Consider the following 22,322-nt stretch of genomic DNA (forward strand, 5'->3'; position numbering starts at 1 on the left):
CAGATTGTCTGATTCAATTGTTAAAGAGCAGTGCGTACTGGCCTTAGCCACTAACGCGAGGTGGCGTATATTACGCTTTCCTCTTTCAGAGTCAAGTGATTATTCCCCGACTCCCCACTCACCTCACAACCGCGCAAGCCGCTGTCGCCGGGTCAGTGGTGGCGCATTATAGGCACTTATCCGCCGCTGACAAGCGCTAAATGCAAAAAAAATATCGTTCGCCTACAATTTATCCATTAGCACGCTAAAGCAGCAGTTTTTCCAGTGAAAAGAAGCCATAACGCTGCAATATCGGCCAGAGTGTGGCGACTTTAGGGGTAATCGTCAGGCAATACACCAAGTTTTTTTCTGATGAACAAGGTGAATTTTCAAGATTGCCGACCAGCCAGGCGGTTCTTCTGGCAATCGCCGCACCAGAATCCACCAGCCGCGTCCCATCGGGTAACGCCCTTAGTAGTTCTTCTGCCAGCAACGGGAAATGGGTACATCCAAGAACAACCGTATCCGGGGGCTCTGGCAAACGTAACCAAGGACGCAAAAGCTTTTGCAATTCGACCGTTGAGATCGTTTCCCCCTGCAACTTGGCTTCTGCCAATTCAACCAATTCTGACGAACCAAGTGACAATATCTGACAATCATTTGCAAAACGGGCGATAAGCTCGTGCGTGTAAGGACGTTGCACCGTTGCACGGGTCGCCAGCAAACCAACGACACCATTACGCGTTAGTTTCGCTGCCGGTTTAACTGCGGGAACCACGCCTACGACAGGAAAAATAAAACGCTGACGTAAGGCGGGAAGAGAAATGGTACTGGCGGTGTTACAGGCAATCACCACTAATGCCAACGGATGGCGCCGCTGAATAGCGGTAACAATCCCGACTACACGTTCAATAATAAACTGCGGCGGCTTTTCACCGTAGGGAAACGCTTCATTATCAAATGCATATATATAGTGAAGATCCGGCAACAATTGCCGGATTTCCTCATAAACAGACAACCCGCCCACGCCGGAATCAAACACTAGAACCGTGGGACGGGATGGCAGGTCAGAAGATATAGCTTCCGGTGAGATAGTATTCTCGTCCTGCCGTTCGGTAGCCATATGCCGTCTCATAATCTTTATCAAACAGGTTGGCGATTCTACCACGAACCGTCAGATGCGGGATGACCGGATATGACGCGGCGAGATCGACCGTACTGTAGCTTGGGAGGCGGCGTTGTTGAGAGTTAAACATATTTGGACTGTTATCGTACCGTTTACCGTTATATTGATAAGCGATATTCATATCGATATCAAACAGACTCCAATCAATCTGATACGAGGCTTTTTGCTTCGACCGGCGTGCCAAAATGGTATTATCCGAATCCCGTCGCGGATCTAGGTACTCCAATGTTAAGCGGTGACTAAATATGCCCGTATCAATGTTACCCGTCCACTCAACGCCTTTTATTGTCGCCTTATCCGTATTGAAATACTTATTAGTCACATAATCGTAATCTATCAGGTTATCGATTTTGTTGCGGTAAGCGGATAAACGCCATGATAGTGGGCCCGTCAGCCCTTCCAGCCCGGCTTCCCATTGGGATGACTCTTCCGCTTTAATGCTATCATTGCCCCAGGTACCGTATATCTGACCGAACGCAGGAGCGAGAAATGCGGTGCCATAAGATATGATGACGCGATAATCCGGTATAAACGTCCAACCTGCGGCTGCCTGCCATGTGTTATGCCGATTATACTGGCTGCTATCGTCTGTACGTATCGCGCCTTCTAAAGTCACTTGCTCGAAATATTGTTGCTGAGCCGTGAGATAAAGTCCTGTATTTTCACGCATATGCCTTTGATTACTTGTGCCCGGTTTATTTTCTTCCCGACGCCAGTCAACCCCGGCACTAATCGAACCATTTATTATCGCCAGCGTATTGCCCCACAATAAGCTCCGCTGTGTGACTTCATTTAATGAATAACCTGGCACAAAGTTACCCTTGGCGGATTCGAAGTTATAATCTTTGTACGTCTGATAACTGCCAATCAGTTGCGAAGCTAAATCGTTATTCTGGAATCGCAGACCGCCGTCAAAATTTCGGCTGTACAGCTGTCGCTGATCGCTAAATCCCGCGGAAAGCTGATCATAATCGGTTTTATTCCCATAGCCATACGACCGCACAAAACCAGATACAGAATCATTGAATTTCTGTTCGATGCTTCCCCACAGAGCCTTGCTACGAAAACCGTCATTATCGTTATCGGCTGGAGCGGATGACGTGGAGTACACATTGAAACCCTGTGTTTCTTCAAAAGAGCCAGCTAAGCTTATCGCCGTATTGTCACTAATGTGCTGGCGTAGGCTGCCATCATAGATTTGATATTTATTCGAGCCAACGCCTGCCTCAAGTTTTCCGCCGTCAGTGCCTTGCTGAGTAATGATATTTATCACTCCGCCGATAGCCTCAGGGCCATAAACGGCGGAGCGCTGCCCACGGATATACTCGATACGTTGCACCAAAGACATCGGTATCTGATTAAAATCCACGCTGCCGGTAACGCCCGGCGACGCCATACGAATACCGTCAATCAAAACGAGTACATGGCTGGAATTTGTGCCACGAATGAACATCGACGCATTTTGTCCACGTCCGCCATTCTGCGCAATATCTACCCCAGGGAGTCTGCGCATCACATCAGTCAGGCTTTTAGCCTGCCAGCGCTCAATATCGTCACGGGTAACGATATCCATTGGGGCGAGAACGGAGGAAACAGGTTGAGGGAAACGATTTGCCGTCACCACCAGGTTATCAGAAGCGTCTTGAGGTGAATTATTGTCTTGCGCCCAGGCGGGAAAGGCCGCGACAGAAAGTACTGCCGACAGCAATATTTTGTTATTAGTCATGTCTTTAGCATCCAAACCATATATAAGGATGCCGCATTACCACGATCGATAGCACGCGATGGTCATGGTCATTGCGACGTATACCGGCAGGTCTTCGGGCTTGGGTGCCGTTGTTGCCATGATTCAAAATGAAGATATTCTTAATAATCATGGCGTAACAACAAAGAGCGATGACTTCCCATCTTTAAAAGACAGTGTCTGCATGAATGCTATCGCTCAGGCTTTCCCTTACCGCTGCGCGTCAGCCCCAGATTTACACTGGATTCCCTTTTAACTCTTGATACAAGGCCGGACGCACATGCTACGATCGCATATTGCAGATGTCTAGACTGCTATTTCATTACAGGATAATAATGTAACAAAACTGGACTTCCCGGCGGGATTCCCTACAATTTCCTGTCATTAAGCCCCCTTTAGACGCCGTTCGGACGAGAAAACCATGACGCCAGAAATCCTGCCTATTGAACAATATGACGACCAGCTTGCACAAAAAACTGAACGTCTGCACGGGATGATGACTCCTTTCAATGCCCCTTCGCCTGCGGTTTTTCGCTCGCCAGTCAGTCACTATCGGATGCGTGCGGAATTCCGCATCTGGCATGACGGCGACGAGCTCTATCACATCATGTTCGATCAACAGACCAAGCAGCGTATTCGGGTTGACCACTTTCCCGCGGCCAGTGAACTGATTAACCGTTTGATGCCCGTGCTGATCAGCACATTACAGCCAAATCCGATCCTGCGCCGCAAGCTGTTCCAGATTGATTATTTATCCACGCTGAGCGGTGAAGTGGCGGTATCGCTGCTCTATCACCGCGCATTGGATGAAACATGGCAACAGCATGCCGGCGCGCTGCGCGATAGCCTGAACGCACAAGGCTTCCGCCTGCAACTTATTGGCCGTGCGACGAAAACCAAAATTTGCCTCGATCGTGATTACGTTGACGAATGCCTGCCTGTCGCAGGTCGGGATATGATTTATCGTCAGGTAGAAAACAGTTTTACCCAGCCCAATGCCGTCATGAATATCCAGATGCTGGAATGGGCATTGGAAGCGACTCAAGGTTCAAAAGGGGATTTGCTGGAGCTTTATTGCGGCAACGGAAACTTTTCTCTGGCGCTGGCGCGAAATTTTGATCGGGTGCTGGCGACGGAAATCGCCAAGCCTTCCGTCGCGGCGGCGCAATATAACATTGCCGCCAATCTGGTTGATAACGTACAGATTATTCGCATGGCGGCGGAAGAGTTTACTCAGGCAATGCAAGGCGTGCGCAAATTTAATCGCCTGGAAGGTATCGATCTGACGAGCTATCAATGTGACACCATTTTCGTCGATCCGCCGCGCAGCGGGTTAGACGTTCAGACGCTCAAATTGGTGCAAGCCTACCCACGCATACTCTATATTTCCTGCAACCCGGAAACGCTGTGCCATAATCTGCAAACGCTGAACGAAACCCATCAAATTCGCCGGTTAGCGTTGTTTGACCAATTCCCTTATACCCATCACATGGAATGCGGCGTGTTATTGGAAAAGCGTCGGTAATTCGTTGTACGCAGGTGGCGTCTGGCCGCCAGGCTTGATGTGCCTATGGCGTGTCGATCTCTTTGGCTGGCTTTCTGGCGCGCAATTTAAGACCAATCCAGAACACCAAGGCCACACAAAATAGAGAAGGAACAAAGTTTGAACCGATGTCCGGGTATTCAACGCGGACAATCGCGCTGTAGATCAGCAGACCAAGCAGAAAACAGGCGGCGACCAGCATCGGCATGCCTTCTTGCATACTGTGATTCATATAGCGCTGGTGCAAACAGTAAACAGATAAAACCAGCGCAATTAGAGGGAAGATGGAAAAGGGCACTATCGCGCTGAATAACGCCGCAAACGATCCATTAACCGACAGGCCAGCGACTAACGCTAGGAGCAGCGTGCCTTTTTCTTGCTGAGGTTGTTGTTCCGTCATGGTTTCTCCCTTCTCATGTTTATAGGTGATACTCACGAAGCTCTGGCGCTATTGTCCTGTTCCTTTCTGTACCAATAATAGGCGCCTTTGGAAATAATCCGCAGTTGCAGCACCAGGCGTTCTTCCAGTTGTCTACGCTGCTCCAGATCGACATCCAATGCTTCCGCCCCGGCGCTGAAAACAATGGTAACCATTGCTTCTGACTGCGCCTCCGCAAAACTGCGGGGAATGTGATTTTCGACTTCCAGATAATCCGCCAGTTCTGCGATGAAATGCTGGATCTCCCGTGCGACAGCCGCACGAAACGCGGCGGACGTCCCTGATCGCTCGCGTAATAACAATCTGAAAGCGTTAGGGTTATTGCCAATAAACTCCATAAAGGTGGAGACAGAGGTTCTGATGACGCTGCCGCTTTTGGCGATACGTTGCCGGGCCTGACGCATTAACTGACGCAGCATCAGCCCGCTTTCATCCACCATCGTGAGCCCCAATTCATCCACGTCACGAAAATGGCGATAGAATGAGGTTGGAGCAATGCCCGCTTCACGCGCGACTTCACGCAAGCTTAGGCTGGCGAAGCTGCGTTCAGCGCTTAATTGGCTAAACGCCGCCTCAATCAGGGAACGACGCGTCCGTTCTTTTTGTTGTGCTCTGACACCCATTATCCTGCCCAAATCATCTGCTCTCCTGTTCAGAAAAGCACTATAGCAAAATTTAATCTCAGCATACTGAGACAAAGTTTGTCATATTAAAAATGTGACCGTCGTTTTCCATGGCAAAACAGGGATGATTGGGTTCTTTCTCCGTCAATGTTACAATCGCGTTATTGTTTTGTATAAAACAGGTTGAGCCTACCATGACCATATCAAAGCAGTTCGATTATGATGCGATAGTAATCGGTTCAGGCCCCGGTGGTGAAGGCGCCGCAATGGGATTATCCAAACAGGGCGCCAAAATTGCCGTGATCGAACGGCACTATAATGTTGGCGGCGGTTGTACCCATTGGGGAACAATTCCGTCAAAAGCCCTGCGTCATGCCGTCAGCCGTATTATCGAATTCAATCAAAACCCGTTGTATAGTGATAACTCCCGCATTATCAGTTCCTCTTTCTCTGATATTCTGCGCCACGCTGATAGCGTCATTGGCCAGCAAACGCGGATGCGTCAGGGATTTTATGAAAGAAATCAGTGCGAACTCTTCTCTGGCGAAGCACGATTTATTGATCCGCACACTATCGCCGTCCACTATCCGGACGATACGCATGACACGCTGACTGCCGCACACATCATCATCGCCACAGGCTCCCGCCCTTATCATCCAACGGAAGTGGATTTCGCCCATCCGCGTATTTACGACAGCGATTCCATCCTGCAACTGGATCATGAACCGAAGCACGTCATTATCTACGGCGCTGGCGTTATTGGTTGCGAGTATGCCTCCATTTTCCGCGGATTGAACGTCAAGGTTGACTTGATCAACACCCGCGATCGTTTGCTGGCGTTTCTCGATCAGGAGATGTCGGATGCCTTGTCTTATCACTTCTGGAACAGCGGCGTGGTTATCCGCCATAACGAAGAGTTTGAAAGCATTGAAGGCGTGCCTGACGGCGTGATCGTCAATCTGAAATCCGGCAAGAAGATGAAAGCCGATTGTCTGCTCTATGCCAATGGTCGTACCGGCAATACTGAAACGCTGGGATTGGAAACCATCGGTCTGAGCACCGATAGCCGTGGGCAGATTAAGGTCAACAACATGTATCAGACTGGTCTGGCGCACATTTATGCCGTGGGTGATGTCATCGGCTACCCCAGTTTGGCTTCAGCGGCTTACGATCAGGGACGCATTGCCGCCCAAGCCATCACCAAAGGCGATGCGACCGCCCATCTGATTGAAGATATTCCTACCGGAATTTACACCATTCCTGAAATCAGTTCGGTGGGTAAAACCGAACAGCAACTCACGGCGATGAAAGTGCCTTACGAGGTGGGAAGAGCGCAGTTCAAGCATCTTGCCCGCGCGCAAATCGTAGGAATGAATGTAGGCAGCCTGAAAATTCTGTTCCATCGTGAAACCAAACAGATTCTGGGTATCCACTGTTTTGGCGAGCGCGCGGCGGAGATTATCCATATCGGCCAAGCCATCATGGAGCAAAAAGGCGAAGGTAATACTATCGAGTATTTCGTTAATACCACCTTCAATTACCCAACGATGGCGGAAGCCTTTCGGGTCGCGGCTTTAAATGGTTTAAACCGTCTGTTTTGACAGGTTTTCCATATAATCCTGCATATGCTCGCGGATGGTATCGGCTAGTTGTTCATAACGTCCGCGCAGCGGTGAACCTGGGCGGTAAACGAGTGCGATGGTGCGCTTTGGCTCCGGTTTGTAGCAGGTCAAATAACAAACACCATCGCGCTCTCGCTCATTCGGCACCGCCAGCGACGGCAGCAACGTGATCCCGCTGCCCGCCGCCACCATATTACGCAACGTTTCCAGACTGGTCGCCCGGAAATGCGTATCTTCATCCGCCCCAGCCTGAAAGCAGAATCCCATCGCCTGATCGCGCAGACAGTGCCCGTCCTCCAGCATCAGCAACTTCTCACCAGCCAGATCAGACATGGCGACCCGCTCACGATTCGCCCACGGATGATCCTGATAAATCGCCAGTTTCATTGGTTCGTCAAATAAAGGTACTTCGATAAAGGCTTCAGACTCTTTCACCATGGCCAATATAGCGCAATCCAGTTTGCCGCTATCCAGTTGTGCTAACAGTTGGTGGGTTTGCGCTTCATGCAGGTACATTTCGAGCTTGGGAAATGTGTGGTGCAACATCGGGATGATTTGCGGCAACAGATAAGGCCCCAGCGTCGGGATTAAACCGATATGCAAAGGACCTGACATCGTTTCCCCTTGCTGGCTTGCCATTTCTTTCAATACCTTTACTTCACGTAGAACGGTTCGCGCCTGTTCGACTAATAGTAGCCCTGCCTGGGTAAACAATACCTTCCGACTGGTTCGCTCCAGCAGCATGACGCCGAGTTCACCTTCAAGCTTACGAATTTGTCCACTGAGTGTTGGCTGACTAACGTGGCAAGAGTCCGCAGCGCGCCGAAAATGGCGATGCTCCGCCAGCGCTACAAGATACTCTAAATCCCGAATATTCATTTATTATTCTCCTTATCATGATAGCAAATGGCGATAGATAGCATAGCAATGAACGTTCTTTCCTATCAACAGACAAATAAATAATATCGCTCATCGCAACGTACCCGTTTATTTCTTCATAAATAAAACAATTTCATCATTACGAGGTTAAGCCATATTTACCAGAGGCTTTTATACCAACTTGCCTCGCTATAATGAGCCAGCTAATGTATTCAAGCAATTGACGTTTATAGCATTTTGTGCCTTTCGTGCATGATCCTCTTGTTAAGAACGTCAGGAAAGCAGATCAACACGCCGATAACGTCATTGCGGACGGTGATCGCGCGTTGACTAACGGCATGAATATTGGCGGGAAATATCGAACGGGGATTGGAGCATCGTGTGTCTTGAGTGAATCACTTATAATGTAACCGCCGGACGGACGCCCAGCGTATGGCAAATTGCATAGCTTAATTCAGCGCGATTCAACGTATAGAAGTGGAAATCCTTCACCCCTTCACGACTCAGGATTTTCACCATGTCCATCGCAATGGACGCGCCCACCATTTTGCGGGTTTCCGGGTCATTATCCAGCCCTTCGAACATGGCCGTCATCCAGTTCGGCACACGAACGTTTGTCATGGTGGCAAAGCGCTGTAATTGCCTGAAGTTGGAGACGGGCAGAATACCCGGAACAATTTCCACATCGATCCCCGTCGCCACACAGCGATCGCGAAAACGCAGATAGCTTTCCACATCAAAGAAGAACTGGGTGATTGCACGATTCGCGCCAGCGTCAATCTTGTGTTTCAGATTGATCAGATCAGCCTGCGCGCTTTTCGCTTCTGGATGCACTTCAGGATAGGCGGCGACAGAAATATCAAAGTCACCCACTTCTCTGAGCAACGTCACCAGATCGGCGGCGTACATTTCCGGCTTGCCGCCGCCCGGCGATAAATCGCCGCGAAGCGCCACAATATGACGAATACCGCTCTGCCAGTAATCCTGAGCGATTTCACGTAACTGTTCACGGGAAGCATCAATGCAGGTGAGATGCGGAGCCGCTTCCAGACCGGTACGCTCTTTAATGCTTTTGATAATGCTGTGAGTCCGGTCACGTTCGCCGGAGTTGGCGCCATAGGTCACGGAAACAAACTTCGGCTTCAAATTGCTCAGACGGTCAATAGAATTCCACAGAGTGTCTTCCATATCGCTGGTACGCGGCGGAAAAAATTCAAATGAAACATTAATCTGTCCCTGCAATTCCGCCAGGCTTTGATTCAGCGCTTCCCGCTGGTTTGCGTGAAAAAAACTCATACCTGCTACCCCATTCACCGTTACTGTTATTATCATTTCTATAAACGTCTATACGTTTAGACGTCTATATAGAAAATGACGTAATCTACTTTAAGAGTCAACGCTTTTAACAAGCTTATGCGGTGATGATTACTCAAGCCACATGAAGAAAATTCATCATGCGGTTCTGTGATCTTACTTAGCAACAGTAGATAGCGCTTTAAACGAGATTGCTTTCTTAAAACAGTTCAGCAGCCTGTAAGGGCTGCTGAGGAATGAATACTACTTAACTGGATATGTGGTTAGTTTTTTGGTGCATCCGATGCTATCCAACTATAGATGTTTTGATCGTGAAAGTGTCCATTCAAGTACTCAGCCTCTCTGAGTTTACCCTCCAGTTCAAACCCGCAACGCTTAGCAACCTCATTGCTTTTGATGTTATCGACCGAGCATTTTATTACGAAACGTTTAATCATATTTTTCGTTGTATAATAATGGAGCAGAACCTTAATAGACTTAGTGATGATCCCATTTCCTTCAACTCTCATATCGAGCCAGTAACCGATATAAGCGGTTTTATTCGCTTTGTCGATACTATTGAATGAAAGTAAACCGACCGGCTCATCATTAAATAAAATAACATATGTTTTACCTTCGTCTTTTTGATGGGCGAGGTAGCACGCGTCAAGAAACCTGGCTTCATCACTTTCATGATTCATGTAGTTTGGCCATGCCATATACTCGCTGAAATGCTTTCTATTATGGTTCACAATCTCATACAAAGCGGGTGAAAAACGAGAAGAGGGCGTTACCAGCCTGATGAAGTCATCTACGCGAATATTTTCATCATTGTGCAACAGATCCCGGTATGCAGGCGGAAGCGCTGGCGAGGCTACCCTTGCAGTCACTATTCTTTTATTCAGCAATGCGTAAACGGGGGGCTTTATGCGTGTCCATTCGTTAGCGGTTTGCATATCATATGCACCACAGCCGCGTATCATGAAAGACTGTCCTTCTCTAAGGCCGTAACGTCCTTTTGGATAAAGGCAGTCGTTCTCAAAGCAATTAAAGCCAGCCAGTATCTGTTCATCATCGCGTTGCACTCCATCTGAACTGTCCAACAGCGTGAGAGAATGATGCCAGTTATGTATTGAGGGCAGCCAGTTGATACCGAGATTGGTCTGGAATACCTGCGCATCATAACGTTGCTTAAAGCTTAAAGTTTTTCCAACCGCATAGCCGTTATCTTCGCTCAGGTACCGACCGGGTTCAAATATCAGCTTCCATTTTTCAGGAAGACTCGGATTGTAGATGACGAGGGTGTCAAAAATGCGGCGTAAAAAAACTTCAGGCTCACAGGTTTCAGCATTGACATCAGATGAAAAAGAGTCAGCAGGGAAACCACTTCCCATATCAAGATGACCACCCTTAGGCATATTCTTAACAAGAAAGGGAAGCCAATCATTTAGGTTATCTGTGATCTTCTGCGGTGACTCTAAATTTGACCCCACATGCAAATGAAAACCCTTTAGATAAAGATGGGGCGAGCTGATTAATAAGGGCAGAATTTTGTGATAATACTCTTCAGCGGTAACGCCAAAGCGGGAGCGCTGGCCTTCGCGGTAATAATGCGAGATTCTGACACCCACGCCGTAGCACTGGTCCCGGTGAGCGGCAAGTTCTGCTAGCTCGTGTAGTTCGCGGGCACTATCGACATGAATAAGAGCACCTTTATCTAACGCGAAGGACAGATCCTCCACGTTTTTATAGGGACCATCCAATATGATGCGATCCCCAGAGAAGCCCGCCGCTTCAGCCAACCGGAATTCATCTACAGAGCAGACCTCCGCGTTAAGATCTTCTTGGGCCATCAGTCGTGTAAACAGGCCCAGGGAGCATGACTTTAAAGACACAGCAATGTCGACGTCCGAAAAATACTTTTTGCTGACAGCCTTCATATCGTTAACTTTTGTCAGCACGGCGTCGACATCAAAAAGGAAAAAAGGCTGGTTGGCGTGTTCCGGTCGTGCAGCAATCTCTTTTGCAGCCTGAATAATATTTTCTGGAACTATTTTTTGCGCCATAACTGAATTGTCACTCCCTGATAGTCACGTTGAGTATTTAAAGGCTCGCGGATGGCGAGAAATCGCTCGTAGAAAGCGTTTTGAGCAGCCTCATCTAATGATCGGGTAAACTCGTTATCATTTTTGATATAAGCCGAGATATTCGCCTTCAGTTCTTCCGAAGTCTGCGAAGTAACTTCATGATTCTTTTCATGGTAAAGCTCAAGTTCATTGCAATCGAAAAAGTCATGCCAGTATTGAAGATTCCAATGAGGATCAGGTCTGAATCCGATCGCGGCATAGACATTATTTATAATATCGTCACCTGGAACTTTACGGTAATAGAAGTTGGACGTGCAAATGATGCCACCCTTTCTTAACACCCTGATGACTTCACTCAAAGCTTGTTTCCTGTCCTGGATAAAAGCAAAGTTGCATCCAGCAAGAATATGGGTGAAAAAGTTCGAGGAAAACGGAAGACTACAGGCGTCAGATACCTGATAACTGAGTTGCTCTTGTGCGCCAAGGTTACGGGCCTTTTCTTTAGCAGTATTGATTGCAATTTCAGATATATCAATGCCATGCGCATACATGTTAAGTTTTTTAAAACAGCGTCTTGAGCTGTAACCAGTAGAACAGGCAAGATCCAACAATACTGAGTCTTTTGAAAGGCTGGCATGCTCAATCCAGTAATCAACGGTGTATGCGCTGCCGGGAGGCGTATTATCCTGTTTCATAAGCGCAACGAAATCGGGGTAACTCATTGAACGAAGAAACTCAGGCGTGATGATTTTTTCAACGGGTTTTGTCATGTGGTTTTCCTTAAAATAGTTTTACGGGTCAGTGACATCCATCTGATCACAACCATGCCGCAAAGAGTAAACGTTACAGCAGGCAATATAAGGTAATAAGAAGGTGAGATTCCTTCAGGTAAAAAAGAAATAATACTCAATACAATGACTGAAAATATTCGACCACTGAAAGATACAGCCCCTACAATTCCTGAAACATGAGTGGTTTGCTCCTGATTTAGTTCAGAAAAGAATAGGCTTTTGGCACCGATTGGTACCGTGCAGATGAAACCATGAATCAAAGAAAAGGCGATAACGGCCGCAGCAGTTTGCCCCATGTTGACAAGTGAAAATAAACCTATACATATAACAGCTGAAAAGAATGAAAAATATTTAACCGAACTTTTATATTTCTCGTCTGATATGTGATATTTTGACATCATTGAATTTGATAAATATTGTGCTGAAAAAGCTCCAATATGACAGAACATCAGCACTAACATTTGCGAGCCACTAAGATGATTTATTTTTTCATTTGAAAGAATGATGGGTTGCCAGAAATGATAGATAATTTGTATTCCTGCACTGAAAAAACACGTCAGTAATATAAACCACAGCCCGCCTACCGTATTTTTGAAAATCCACAATGTTTCATAAGCATTTTGCAGAACTGTTTTCTTCTTGACTCCTTCACTCTCTGCCCTTATCTCTTCAGGTACGACTAGAAACAGGATCATAATAAATATCATCATGATGCCAGATATGATGTAGCCAAAAAAGTAATTGCCCGACAGGTAAATCGTCCCAATCCCTGCTATCCCAGTAAAAACGCTGCCGATAGAGTTAACGCGTTGGCAAAGATGAGCATAATGAGAGAATTGATCTTGTCTTCCATTCAGGGAATGATATACCCAGCCATCAATTGCACCAGTAATAAGGCAGATACCGGTTGCATAAAAAACTTCAGAAAAGAAAAGAGCGGCCATATCTGGAGATTGGAGGCACAACGGATAAAACAAAGCCGTTAAGAATACGCCCGCAATTACCGAATATTTTCGGCTATATCTGTCCGCCAGAACCGCACATGGAAAATCTAGTAATAGAACAGTTACAGAAAATACAACCTGCAGCATAGCTAGTTGAGGTAAACTGACACCCGTTGATAATAAAAATATAGCGTGGTAAACACCTATAAACATTCGGACAGCGTTATAAGTGCCATAAGTCACTGCTAAGGTTCCCGCCCTGTTCATTTTTCTTTTCCACAAATCTTACAACATGGATTTTTTTCAAGTAAACGTTCTTCAGAGAAAAGCTCGCTGCTCCATATACCCACTCGTCGGTTAAGCGAAAGTGGTTCGCCAAAATCACCTAAAAATTTGAGTGCGTCATTTGCACACATTGCAGCTGATAGTGCATTTACTGGAGGAAATGTGGCAACTTTGAAATTACTATTTATGGCGGCACATGCTTCCTGTACTGACGGATTATCTGATTCGGGAAGGTCTCCGACAGACGAATTGCAGGCATAGCAGCCTGTTTTTCCCGGTATATAGAATGGGCCGAACACAGCTATATCGTTTACGTATCCAGAATTTATATAAGGCTGGCGGTGTTCAACACACCATTCATTGAGCCATGGGACAAGATAGTACGGTTCATCCGCAGAAATAATCCATAAATCAACCTTTGGTAATTTATCGATATCTGACTTTCCTTTAATGCACATCTTTATCTCGGAAATTTTGACATCACTGTTTCTGAGTGAGAGTTCGCGGTTAAGTACAGAGGTTTTGGCAAGCCCGATATCCTGCTCTGTAAACAAGATTTGTCGTGTCAGATTAGTAATTTCAACGATATCGTCATCTACTAAAATCAGTTCGCCCACTCCAGAAGTGGCTAATACAGCTGAAACATGATTCCCAATTCCCCCGCATCCTAAAATCAGAACCTTTTTACCTGAGAGGGTTCGCTGTACTTTCTCCGGGTCCATACCGCAACTCTGATAATGGAGATGGTTTCTTGAATAACGATTGTGGAAAATATTTTTAGCGGTTTCAGCCGGAGCAAGAAAGTGATGTGTTAAAAGGAAATCAAATACTCGTTCGAAGTCATCTCTACACATGAAGTTTGAAACTGAGTTGTAAGCCTCATCTGTGGTTTTACTATTTATCCACTTTGACGCGACTAAGACAAGATTTTCCCAGCCCTTCTTTTCTTTAAAGATGTATTGTTTCGAACCCGCACCAAAAATAGCATCTTCACTGCGTACAAGTACTCGTGTGTATTTTCCTAGAATATAATGTTCTTTCATCATTCCCTCGCCTTAAAATAGTAAAACCTTCCCCTGTTTAAAAACGCAAGGGAAGGGCATTCAGTTATTAGTTATTCATTGAATGATCCATGGAATCCTCCTTAATTAATTTATTTTCATTTCATACGTCACCTGTGTGACAGAACAATACTTAAACATTATTTATATCATGTAAACATGGCAGTGGTTTAATATGTGATTAATATCACAATTTAACAGGTAAATTTTAATTAAAAAAATGCTATACATTGTTAGTGATCTTATTAATTAATATGCAGTAAAATTATTCAATTAATAAAAATATCTTTTTTTCTAAAACGCTGATTCTTTGGTTCCATTATTTGTGAATAAAACATTCAATTATAATTAGTATTATTTTAGTTTTGCGAAGTTGGGTGATTTTTAGGGAAAGATAATTTATTTTGAATATTAAGATGTATTAATTATTCTCTGGTGTCATTATATAATTTACAAGCGATGATTATATGTTATCTCTTCATAATACATCGTCACCTCAATCGACCATCAGATTTTTGAAATTGAAGATAAAAACCATTTTCTAAAAATCCTTTCGTAAATACAATTTATTGCTGATCTGAAGCGGATGTGTTTCTTATAAAAGATTCGCAAGTAAACGGTTCCAGAAATGTGACGATACTGATGCTTTCAAATTAAATCAATTGATCTATTTTGTTGATTCAAAAAATTCGTCGTTGCATAGCTTATTGATGATTGAGACTCTTGGATTGACTGATCTGGAGAAGGAAAGGAGAAAGAAAACTGGAGCAAAATGCGCAGAACAATACTTCTGCGCACAGGCAAGGCAGAGCCCCTTCAGAGCAACTGCGCCAGACGGTTTAAATCTGACTGAATAGCACCGGCAGTAACATCTCGCCCCGCGCCTGGGCCACGGATCACCAGGGGATTATCTCGATACCAGCGGCTTTCGATGGCAAACACATTGTCGCATGGCAACAGCGAGGCCAGCGGATGATCGGGCCGCACCGCCTCGACGCCGACACGCGCTTTACCATTGCTGTCAAAGCGCGCAACGTGCCGCAGCACCAACCCCATCTCCTGAGCGGCTTCGAGACGCTGTATCATCTGTTCGTTAAGCGATTCGCCATTCTCGAAGAAGTGATCGACCGATCCTTCCTCACAACCTGGCGGCACCAGCGACTCCACCCGGACCTGACTGGGTTCGATTTCATACCCGGCTTCACGCGCCAGAATCACCAGTTTGCGCATCACATCCTGCCCGGACAGATCCACACGCGGATCCGGTTCGGTCAGCCCTTGCTGACATGCCTGATCCACCAGATCGATAAACGGCACTGAACCATCGAACTGTAGGAATAGCCAGGAAAGCGTGCCGGAGAAAATACCGCTAATAGCAAGGATCGTGTCGCCGCTTTCACGCAGATCGCGCACCGCGAAATTCACCGGCAATCCCGCCCCGACCGTCGCGTTATATAACCAGTAACGGCCCGTTTTGGCAAATGCGTCCCGAATCTGGCGGTAATTGTTGCCGCCGGACGCGCCAGCCAGTTTGTTCGCGCTGATAACGTGAAAACCATAGCTGGCGAAATCAAGATACAGATCGGCGACCGATTCGCTGGCGGTCATATCAAGCACCACCAAATCGTCAAACGGATGCGCGCGCATCCACAGGAACAGATCCTCTCCGTCCCGCTCCTGCGCTTCGTTTTCAAAAAAGGCCAATACCCGGCTGGCATCCAGACCATCGTAACTCAGCAGGCTACGGGTACTGTCCACCACGCCCGCCAGCACAAATTCAAAACCGGTGCGGGCAGAGAGAGGACTTTGATCACGTGCAAACAGTTCAAGCCAGCGGGAACCGATATTCCCTTTACCAAACAGTACCAGACCGATACGTTTTTCCGCACGGAACAGAGAATGATGCAGGCCGCGGATCAGATGTTCCGTCGGCCCGACGCGCAGCACCGCGACCAGACTGATCCCATCTTCCGATTGCCAGATAAACTCGATAGGCTGATCTTTCATCTGTTGATAAAAGCGATGGCTATGCAGCGGATTCTTGCTCACGCCCGCCCCGACCATCGCTACAAGCACCAGCCCTTCCCGCTTGTGTAATTGAACGGGCAGCGCCGCCTGTTCCAGACGCGTCCAGGCGCTGTCCACCACTTCAGAGGTATAACAGAGTTGCAGCAGGTTACGATCCTGATGAATTCCCGTCGCCAGCGGTTTCAACTGGTCCCGATTCAGTAACTGTTCGATTTCCCGCTGTACCAAAGAGAAATCATGTTCCGGCGGCACCTGAATGTCGATCAGGCAGACATCATCATGGCTGGTGACGATCTTGGCACCAGTCCCCGAAGCCAGTACGCGCTCAATACGCGTCGATCCCTGCTCCGGCTGATAACTGCAACGCAATTGTAAGTCGATATCACTGCAGGAAACGGGTTGCAGCGTGCGCGTATGCAGCACGGGCGCAGCCAGCCGCGCCAGTTCGCTGGCTTCATCCAGGCGCAACAGCGGCAGCAGACAGGCATCCTTTACTTTACGTGGATCAGCACTATAGACGCCAGCGACGTCACTCCAGATCGTCACCCGCTCCACGCCTGCCAGCGCCCCGATTTGCGTCGCAGAATAGTCACTGCCGTTGCGCCCCAGCAGCACTGTTTCACCGGCGTCATTACGGCAGATAAATCCGGTCACGACCACACGGTGTCCAGCATGCTGCGTCAGGCATTGTTGCAACAACGGCCAGGAGCGCCCCTCATCCACCTGAGGTTGCGCCGCTCGCTCCGCCCGCAGAAAATCACGCGCATCCAGCCAGGATGCCTGCATATCCTGATGATTGAGCACGGCTGCCATCAAACGGGCAGACCAGATCTCGCCATGCCCCACCACTTCGGCGTACACGGCATCGGTAATTTTTCCATCCAGCAGCGCCGCCAAACTCTCCAGATCGCGGATAAACTGGGAAATCAACGGCTCCGCCATTTCGGGGGGAAGCAACCCGGTGATCAGATCGCGCTGATAGCGACGCAACGCCTGCTGAACCTGATGGGCGGAAAGACGATCGCTCTGGCTCAGCTTTAACCAGCTAATCAATTGGTTAGTCGTACCGCCCGCAGCGGAAACCACCATCAAATCGCCAGGATGACTGTACTCGGCCATGATGCCGGCCACACGCTGGTAACATTTCACATCCGCCAGACTGCTGCCGCCAAATTTATGCAATTGTCGGCCTGTTACCGACGCCGCTACGCTTAATGCACTCATTCTTACCTCTTCGTCGCAGCCTGAAATGCACGATCAAGATCGGCAACAAGGTCATCACCGTCTTCAATACCGGTTGAAATACGCAGTAATGTTTCAGCGATCCCGGCAGCGGCGCGCGCTTCGGGCGCCATGCCTGCGTGGGTCATGGTGGCGGCGTGGGAAATCAGGCTTTCCACTCCACCCAGCGATTCCGCCAGCGTAAACAATTCCAACGCTTGCAGAAACCGTCGTAATGTCTCTTCGTCACCATCCAGTTCAAAGCTTAGCATGGCGCCAAACCCGGATTGCTGACGGCAAGCAATCTCATGGCCGGGATTCTGCGGTAATGAAGGGTGATAAAGTTTTTTCACCAGCGGCTGTTGTTGCAGATACTCAACCAGTTGCAACGCATTGCGTTGTGCGGCAGCCATACGCGGCGCCAGTGTGCGCAGCCCGCGCAACAGCAGGTAACTGTCAAACGCGGCGCCCGTTACGCCAATGTTGTTAGCCCACCAAGCCAGTTCGGTCACGATTTCAGGATCGTGGGCGATCACGGCGCCCGCCACCACATCGGAATGACCGTTCAGGTATTTCGTACAGGAATGGATAACCAGATCCGCGCCCAATGCCAGCGGTTGTTGCAACGCGGGGCTCAGGAAGGTGTTATCCACCACGCTGATGGCGCCCGCCGCGCGAACGGCGCGACAAATCGCCGCGATATCGACCACACGCAGTAAAGGATTGCTGGGGCTTTCCACCAGCACCAGTTTGGGTTTCTCTTCCAGCGCCGCCTTGAGCGCCGCGTCGTCGCCCTGATCGACAAACTTCACGCGAAACGCGCCGCGCTTACTCAGGCTGTCAAACAGGCGATAGCTGCCGCCGTAACAGTCGTGCGGCGCGACCAGCACATCCCCCGGACGCAGAAACACCGTGCAAACCAGCATAATGGCCGACATCCCGCTGCTGGTCATCACCGCGCCCGCTCCGCCTTCCAGTTCAGCCAGCGCACGCTGCACGACATCACGCGTCGGGTTACCGCGACGTGAATAATCATGGGCTCTTGGCTGGTTGAAGCCGGTAAAATTATAGGTGCTGGAAAGGTGAATGGGCGGGACGACGCAGCCGTATTGCTCGTCATTATTTAACCCGCTGCGAACTGCGATCGTTGCCTGTTTACGCGTCATCGGTTTATTCCTGGCTGGAGGCTGAAACATGAGAGAGTAAAGAGTAAACTCAGTTTTAATAGACGTCAATACATCTAGACTTCTAAACTTCTTTGCGTATAGATTGAGCATAAGCATAATAACCGCTAGAATCGTGGTATTTCATGACAGATGCTGTCTTCATTACGATTAATTTTTAAGGTATCCCATGGCTGAGTGGAACGGCGAGTATGTCAGCCCTTATGCTGAACACGGTAAAAAAAGCGAACAGGTTAAAAAGATCACGGTATCTATCCCGCTGAAAGTTCTTAAGATATTGACGGATGAGCGGACCAGACGCCAGGTCAACAACCTGCGACACGCAACAAACAGCGAACTCTTGTGCGAGGCCTTTTTGCATGCCTTCACCGGACAGCCTTTACCAAATGATGAAGATTTACGTAAGGAACGCAGTGATGAGATCCCGGAAGCGGCGAAAATCATCATGCGGGAAATGGGGATAGATCCCGATACCTGGGAGTATTAAGCGACGCATCTCACGCTTCCCGACATACGCGGATTAACCACCTGTCCAAGTTGGAAATGAGATATCGAAAACGACAAGGGCGCCCGCAGGCGCCCTTGTTTGCTTTAACAGCTAACCGGAATAACTTATTTTTTGCTGCCCGGCACGCTGAATCGCTTGTTGAAGCGCTCAACACGACCACCAGTATCAACAACACGTTGTTTACCCGTATAGAACGGGTGGCAAGCGCCACAAACGTCCAGGTTCAGGTCACGACCCACAGTGGAATGGGTTTTGATAACATTACCGCAAGAGCAAGTTGCCGTAATTTCGACGTAATTCGGGTGAATACCTTTTTTCATGGGAAACCTCTGTTAAGGCCGTGTCGCTATCCAGCCTTGTTCCGCCAGACACCACACGAAAGTTGAGTAAATGAGTTCATCATGCAAACAGCATAATGGCGGCGGATCATACAGAAACTGGCAACCTGATGCAATCGCATCCACACAATATCATTCACAGCATGTACACTAGCGGCTTACTTTCTTTCACGCCAGATCCAACCGGAGATGTCATGTCTGTCGCCCAGGTCGCATTGCCCGTGCCATTGGCTCGTACATTCGATTATTTGTTCCCCGCTGACGGCATTCAGCCGCAAGTCGGCGTGCGTGTCAGCGTGTCCTTTGGCAATCGCAAGGCAATTGGCATCGTTACCGCATTAAGCGAATCAAGCGAACTGCCGCTGGATCAATTGAAACCCGTCCATGCCGTCCTGGACGACCAGCCTTTATTTCCCGCCAGCCTGTGGCGCATTTTACGCTGGGCGGTGGATTATTATCACTACCCCATCGGCGAAGTGCTGTTCCACGCCCTGCCGATCTTACTCCGTCAGGGAAAGCCGGCCCACCGCGCTCCGCTCTGGCAATGGTTCGCCACCGAACAGGGACGGGCCACCCCGTTGAGTTCGTTAAAACGAGCGCCCAAACAGCAGCAGGCATTGGCCGCGTTGCTTCAGGCACCGCTGTACCGCCATCAGATCAACGAAACCGAATTAACGGAAACCGCATTTCAGGCGTTGCGCAGTAAAGGCTTGTGCGATCTGAAAGCCACCGAACAGGTTTCCCATGACTGGCGTAAATGTTTCAGTACCGCAACAGATCGTCTGCGACTGAACACCGAACAGGCGACCGCGGTTGGCGCCATTCGTAGTGAAGATAACCATTTTGCCGCCTGGCTACTGGCCGGCATCACCGGTTCAGGCAAAACGGAAGTTTATCTGAGCGTCCTGGAAAATGTGCTGGCGCAGGGAAAACAGGCGCTGGTGCTGGTGCCGGAAATCGGTCTGACGCCGCAGACGATCGCCCGCTTCCGTGAGTGCTTCAACGCTCCTGTCGATGTGCTGCATTCCGCGCTGAATGACAGTGAACGGCTGGCGGTGTGGTTGCGCGCCCGCAGCGGCGAAGCGGCGATTGTCATCGGCACGCGTTCGGCCCTGTTTACCCCATTCGCCCGACTGGGATTGATCGTGATTGATGAAGAGCACGACGGCTCCTACAAGCAGCAGGAGGGCTGGCGCTATCATGCCCGCGACCTGGCGGTGTTTCGCGCCAGAGAAGAAGATATCCCTATCGTCATGGGTACTGCGACGCCTGCGCTGGAAACGCTCTATAACGTACAGATCGGCAAATATCGTCAGTTAAAACTCACCAAACGCCCCGGCAATGCGATGCTGGCCCGCCAGCACGTTCTCGACCTGAAGGGGCTGCCTCTCACCAGCGGATTGTCGCAACCACTCATTACCCGCATCCGGCACCACCTGGCGCAGGATAATCAGGTGATCCTGTTCCTTAACCGCCGTGGCTTCGCCCCGGTGGTGATGTGCCATGAATGCGGCTGGATCGCCGAATGCCAGCGCTGCGATCACTATTATACCATGCATCAGCACCAGAAAATGCTGCGCTGCCATCATTGCGACAGCCAGCGCCCAATACCGCATCAGTGTCCCGGCTGCGGCTCCACCAACCTGGCGCCTGTCGGTCTGGGGACAGAGCAGTTGGAGCAGAATCTGACGCCGTTATTTCCAGATACGCCCATCACCCGTATTGACCGGGACACCACCAGTCGCAAAGGCGCGCTCGAACATCAGTTATCACAGGTGAAGCAAAGCGGCGCACGCATTCTGATCGGCACCCAGATGCTGGCGAAAGGCCACCATTTTCCCGATGTCACACTGGTTGCCCTGCTGGATGTCGACAGTTCCCTGTTTTCTGCAGACTTCCGCGCCGCCGAGCGCTTTGCCCAACTCTATACCCAGATATCAGGTCGGGCTGGCCGCGCCGGTAAAGCGGGAGAAGTGGTCTTGCAGACCCATCACCCGGAGCACCCGTTACTGCAAACCCTGTTGCAACAAGGCTATGACGCCTTTGCCAGCCAGACGCTAAAAGAGCGCAAAAGCGTTTTTCTGCCGCCGTTCACCAACCATATTCTGTTTCGCGCCGACGATCATGATAACCAGCAGGCCGCGCTCTTTCTGCAACAGTTGCGCAATCTGTTAGAAGCCAGTCCGCTGCGGGATGAATCACTCTGGCTGCTGGGACCGGTTCCCGCCCTGCAACCCAAACGAGCCGGTCGTTTCCGCTGGCAGTTGTTGTTGCAGCACCCTTCACGGACGGTATTGCAACGGCTGATCAAAACCTCGATGACGCTAATCAACACGCTGCCGCAAGCGCGCAAAGTGAAGTGGGTGTTGGATGTCGACCCCACGGACGGCTAGCCATTTCATGTTTGGCGCCCCATGACAATTTATTGCGAACCGCATCGAAAAACCGCGACTCATCCTATTTTCCATGCAAATTAAGCAACAAAAATTGCGTTCAATCTGTTAAGAATGGGCGTGAAGACAATATTCTGAGAAACATTGCGACACAAAATATGACAACGCCCCAGC

At 49.0% G+C, this 22,322-nt stretch carries 17 protein-coding genes and 1 riboswitch; of the genes, 4 read left to right on the top strand and 13 right to left on the bottom strand.

The window, feature by feature from the left end; translation table 11 throughout:
• Positions 1 to 244: 244 nt before the first annotated feature.
• Together murI and btuB are read right to left on the bottom strand one after the other, a co-directional pair.
• Complete coding sequence (murI, locus tag DES54_RS05965; RefSeq protein WP_113865680.1) at positions 245 to 1,102, bottom strand: glutamate racemase; 858 nt, start codon at positions 1,100 to 1,102, stop codon at positions 245 to 247.
• The gene (gene btuB, locus DES54_RS05970) at positions 1,047 to 2,891 is read right to left on the bottom strand and encodes a TonB-dependent vitamin B12 receptor BtuB (protein ID WP_113865681.1); all 1,845 of its coding nucleotides are present in this window, start codon (positions 2,889 to 2,891) and stop codon (positions 1,047 to 1,049) included. Before btuB ends, murI begins: the two co-directional genes overlap by 56 nt.
• A gap of 68 nt (positions 2,892 to 2,959) precedes the next feature.
• Positions 2,960 to 3,196, bottom strand: a riboswitch (cobalamin riboswitch).
• A gap of 134 nt (positions 3,197 to 3,330) precedes the next feature.
• Between btuB and trmA the strand changes: the two genes are divergently transcribed.
• The gene (trmA, locus tag DES54_RS05975) at positions 3,331 to 4,434 is read left to right on the top strand and encodes a tRNA (uridine(54)-C5)-methyltransferase TrmA (protein ID WP_113865682.1); all 1,104 of its coding nucleotides are present in this window, start codon (positions 3,331 to 3,333) and stop codon (positions 4,432 to 4,434) included.
• Positions 4,435 to 4,477: 43 nt separating this feature from the next.
• Here trmA and DES54_RS05980 read toward each other — a convergent pair whose 3' ends face one another.
• Entirely contained in the window at positions 4,478 to 4,852 is a 375-nt protein-coding gene (locus DES54_RS05980) for a YijD family membrane protein (protein ID WP_113865753.1), read from the bottom strand.
• Between the two features lie 32 nt (positions 4,853 to 4,884).
• Complete coding sequence (gene fabR, locus DES54_RS05985) at positions 4,885 to 5,514, bottom strand: HTH-type transcriptional repressor FabR (protein ID WP_169050519.1); 630 nt, start codon at positions 5,512 to 5,514, stop codon at positions 4,885 to 4,887.
• Between the two features lie 194 nt (positions 5,515 to 5,708).
• On the opposite strand from fabR, the gene sthA reads away from it, so the two are divergent.
• Positions 5,709 to 7,115: a Si-specific NAD(P)(+) transhydrogenase gene (gene sthA / locus DES54_RS05990; RefSeq protein ID WP_211185914.1), complete on the top strand. Its 1,407-nt coding sequence runs from the start codon at positions 5,709 to 5,711 to the stop codon at positions 7,113 to 7,115.
• Here the strand turns inward: sthA and oxyR are convergent.
• The 8 genes from oxyR to metB all read right to left on the bottom strand — a co-directional run bounded on the left by oxyR (position 7,098) and on the right by metB (position 18,891).
• Positions 7,098 to 8,015 (bottom strand): DNA-binding transcriptional regulator OxyR, encoded by a 918-nt coding sequence (gene oxyR / locus DES54_RS05995; protein WP_113865684.1) that lies wholly within the window; start codon positions 8,013 to 8,015, stop codon positions 7,098 to 7,100. The genes sthA and oxyR overlap by 18 nt on opposite strands.
• 399 nt (positions 8,016 to 8,414) lie before the next feature.
• A complete protein-coding gene (metF, locus tag DES54_RS06000; protein ID WP_113865685.1) occupies positions 8,415 to 9,311 on the bottom strand; it encodes a methylenetetrahydrofolate reductase in 897 nt (298 codons plus the stop codon).
• Positions 9,312 to 9,592: 281 nt separating this feature from the next.
• Positions 9,593 to 11,374 (bottom strand): 50S ribosomal protein L7/L12-serine acetyltransferase, encoded by a 1,782-nt coding sequence (gene rimL / locus DES54_RS06005; RefSeq protein ID WP_113865686.1) that lies wholly within the window; start codon positions 11,372 to 11,374, stop codon positions 9,593 to 9,595.
• Positions 11,359 to 12,165, bottom strand: a complete 807-nt coding sequence (locus DES54_RS06010; protein ID WP_113865687.1) for a class I SAM-dependent methyltransferase — start codon at positions 12,163 to 12,165, stop codon at positions 11,359 to 11,361. Before DES54_RS06010 ends, rimL begins: the two co-directional genes overlap by 16 nt.
• Positions 12,162 to 13,397 (bottom strand): MFS transporter, encoded by a 1,236-nt coding sequence (locus tag DES54_RS06015; protein ID WP_113865688.1) that lies wholly within the window; start codon positions 13,395 to 13,397, stop codon positions 12,162 to 12,164. Before DES54_RS06015 ends, DES54_RS06010 begins: the two co-directional genes overlap by 4 nt.
• Positions 13,394 to 14,461, bottom strand: a complete 1,068-nt coding sequence (locus DES54_RS06020) for a HesA/MoeB/ThiF family protein (protein WP_240634957.1) — start codon at positions 14,459 to 14,461, stop codon at positions 13,394 to 13,396. Before DES54_RS06020 ends, DES54_RS06015 begins: the two co-directional genes overlap by 4 nt.
• 831 nt (positions 14,462 to 15,292) lie before the next feature.
• Positions 15,293 to 17,728: a bifunctional aspartate kinase/homoserine dehydrogenase II gene (locus DES54_RS06025; RefSeq protein WP_113865689.1), complete on the bottom strand. Its 2,436-nt coding sequence runs from the start codon at positions 17,726 to 17,728 to the stop codon at positions 15,293 to 15,295.
• Between the two features lie 2 nt (positions 17,729 to 17,730).
• Positions 17,731 to 18,891, bottom strand: coding sequence for a cystathionine gamma-synthase (gene metB / locus DES54_RS06030; RefSeq protein ID WP_113865690.1), 1,161 nt, complete (start codon positions 18,889 to 18,891; stop codon positions 17,731 to 17,733).
• A 187-nt stretch (positions 18,892 to 19,078) separates the two neighbouring features.
• Between metB and metJ the strand changes: the two genes are divergently transcribed.
• Entirely contained in the window at positions 19,079 to 19,396 is a 318-nt protein-coding gene (gene metJ / locus DES54_RS06035; protein ID WP_005973355.1) for a met regulon transcriptional regulator MetJ, read from the top strand.
• A 125-nt stretch (positions 19,397 to 19,521) separates the two neighbouring features.
• On the opposite strand, the gene rpmE is transcribed toward metJ, so the two are convergent.
• Complete coding sequence (gene rpmE / locus DES54_RS06040) at positions 19,522 to 19,737, bottom strand: 50S ribosomal protein L31 (RefSeq protein WP_113865691.1); 216 nt, start codon at positions 19,735 to 19,737, stop codon at positions 19,522 to 19,524.
• A gap of 212 nt (positions 19,738 to 19,949) precedes the next feature.
• On the opposite strand from rpmE, the gene priA reads away from it, so the two are divergent.
• Positions 19,950 to 22,148 carry a primosomal protein N' gene (gene priA, locus DES54_RS06045; RefSeq protein ID WP_113865692.1) on the top strand — a complete coding sequence of 733 codons (2,199 nt, stop codon included), beginning with the start codon at positions 19,950 to 19,952 and terminating at the stop codon, positions 22,146 to 22,148.
• Positions 22,149 to 22,322: the final 174 nt, after the last annotated feature.

Origin of the sequence: Brenneria salicis ATCC 15712 = DSM 30166 (assembly GCF_003315515.1) — a bacterium.
Classification (GTDB): Bacteria; Pseudomonadota; Gammaproteobacteria; order Enterobacterales; family Enterobacteriaceae; genus Brenneria; species Brenneria salicis.

What these genes read in the sequence shown, in the direction of transcription:
- murI (WP_113865680.1), bottom strand. Translation starts at nt 1,102, where the DNA reads ATGGCTACCGAACGGCAGGACGAGAATACTATCTCACCGGAAGCTATA.
- btuB (WP_113865681.1), bottom strand. Translation starts at nt 2,891, where the DNA reads ATGACTAATAACAAAATATTGCTGTCGGCAGTACTTTCTGTCGCGGCC.
- trmA (WP_113865682.1), top strand. Translation starts at nt 3,331, where the DNA reads ATGACGCCAGAAATCCTGCCTATTGAACAATATGACGACCAGCTTGCA.
- DES54_RS05980 (WP_113865753.1), bottom strand. Translation starts at nt 4,852, where the DNA reads ATGACGGAACAACAACCTCAGCAAGAAAAAGGCACGCTGCTCCTAGCG.
- fabR (WP_169050519.1), bottom strand. Translation starts at nt 5,514, where the DNA reads ATGGGTGTCAGAGCACAACAAAAAGAACGGACGCGTCGTTCCCTGATT.
- sthA (WP_211185914.1), top strand. Translation starts at nt 5,709, where the DNA reads ATGACCATATCAAAGCAGTTCGATTATGATGCGATAGTAATCGGTTCA.
- oxyR (WP_113865684.1), bottom strand. Translation starts at nt 8,015, where the DNA reads ATGAATATTCGGGATTTAGAGTATCTTGTAGCGCTGGCGGAGCATCGC.
- metF (WP_113865685.1), bottom strand. Translation starts at nt 9,311, where the DNA reads ATGAGTTTTTTTCACGCAAACCAGCGGGAAGCGCTGAATCAAAGCCTG.
- rimL (WP_113865686.1), bottom strand. Translation starts at nt 11,374, where the DNA reads ATGGCGCAAAAAATAGTTCCAGAAAATATTATTCAGGCTGCAAAAGAG.
- DES54_RS06010 (WP_113865687.1), bottom strand. Translation starts at nt 12,165, where the DNA reads ATGACAAAACCCGTTGAAAAAATCATCACGCCTGAGTTTCTTCGTTCA.
- DES54_RS06015 (WP_113865688.1), bottom strand. Translation starts at nt 13,397, where the DNA reads ATGAACAGGGCGGGAACCTTAGCAGTGACTTATGGCACTTATAACGCT.
- DES54_RS06020 (WP_240634957.1), bottom strand. Translation starts at nt 14,461, where the DNA reads ATGATGAAAGAACATTATATTCTAGGAAAATACACACGAGTACTTGTA.
- DES54_RS06025 (WP_113865689.1), bottom strand. Translation starts at nt 17,728, where the DNA reads ATGAGTGCATTAAGCGTAGCGGCGTCGGTAACAGGCCGACAATTGCAT.
- metB (WP_113865690.1), bottom strand. Translation starts at nt 18,891, where the DNA reads ATGACGCGTAAACAGGCAACGATCGCAGTTCGCAGCGGGTTAAATAAT.
- metJ (WP_005973355.1), top strand. Translation starts at nt 19,079, where the DNA reads ATGGCTGAGTGGAACGGCGAGTATGTCAGCCCTTATGCTGAACACGGT.
- rpmE (WP_113865691.1), bottom strand. Translation starts at nt 19,737, where the DNA reads ATGAAAAAAGGTATTCACCCGAATTACGTCGAAATTACGGCAACTTGC.
- priA (WP_113865692.1), top strand. Translation starts at nt 19,950, where the DNA reads ATGTCTGTCGCCCAGGTCGCATTGCCCGTGCCATTGGCTCGTACATTC.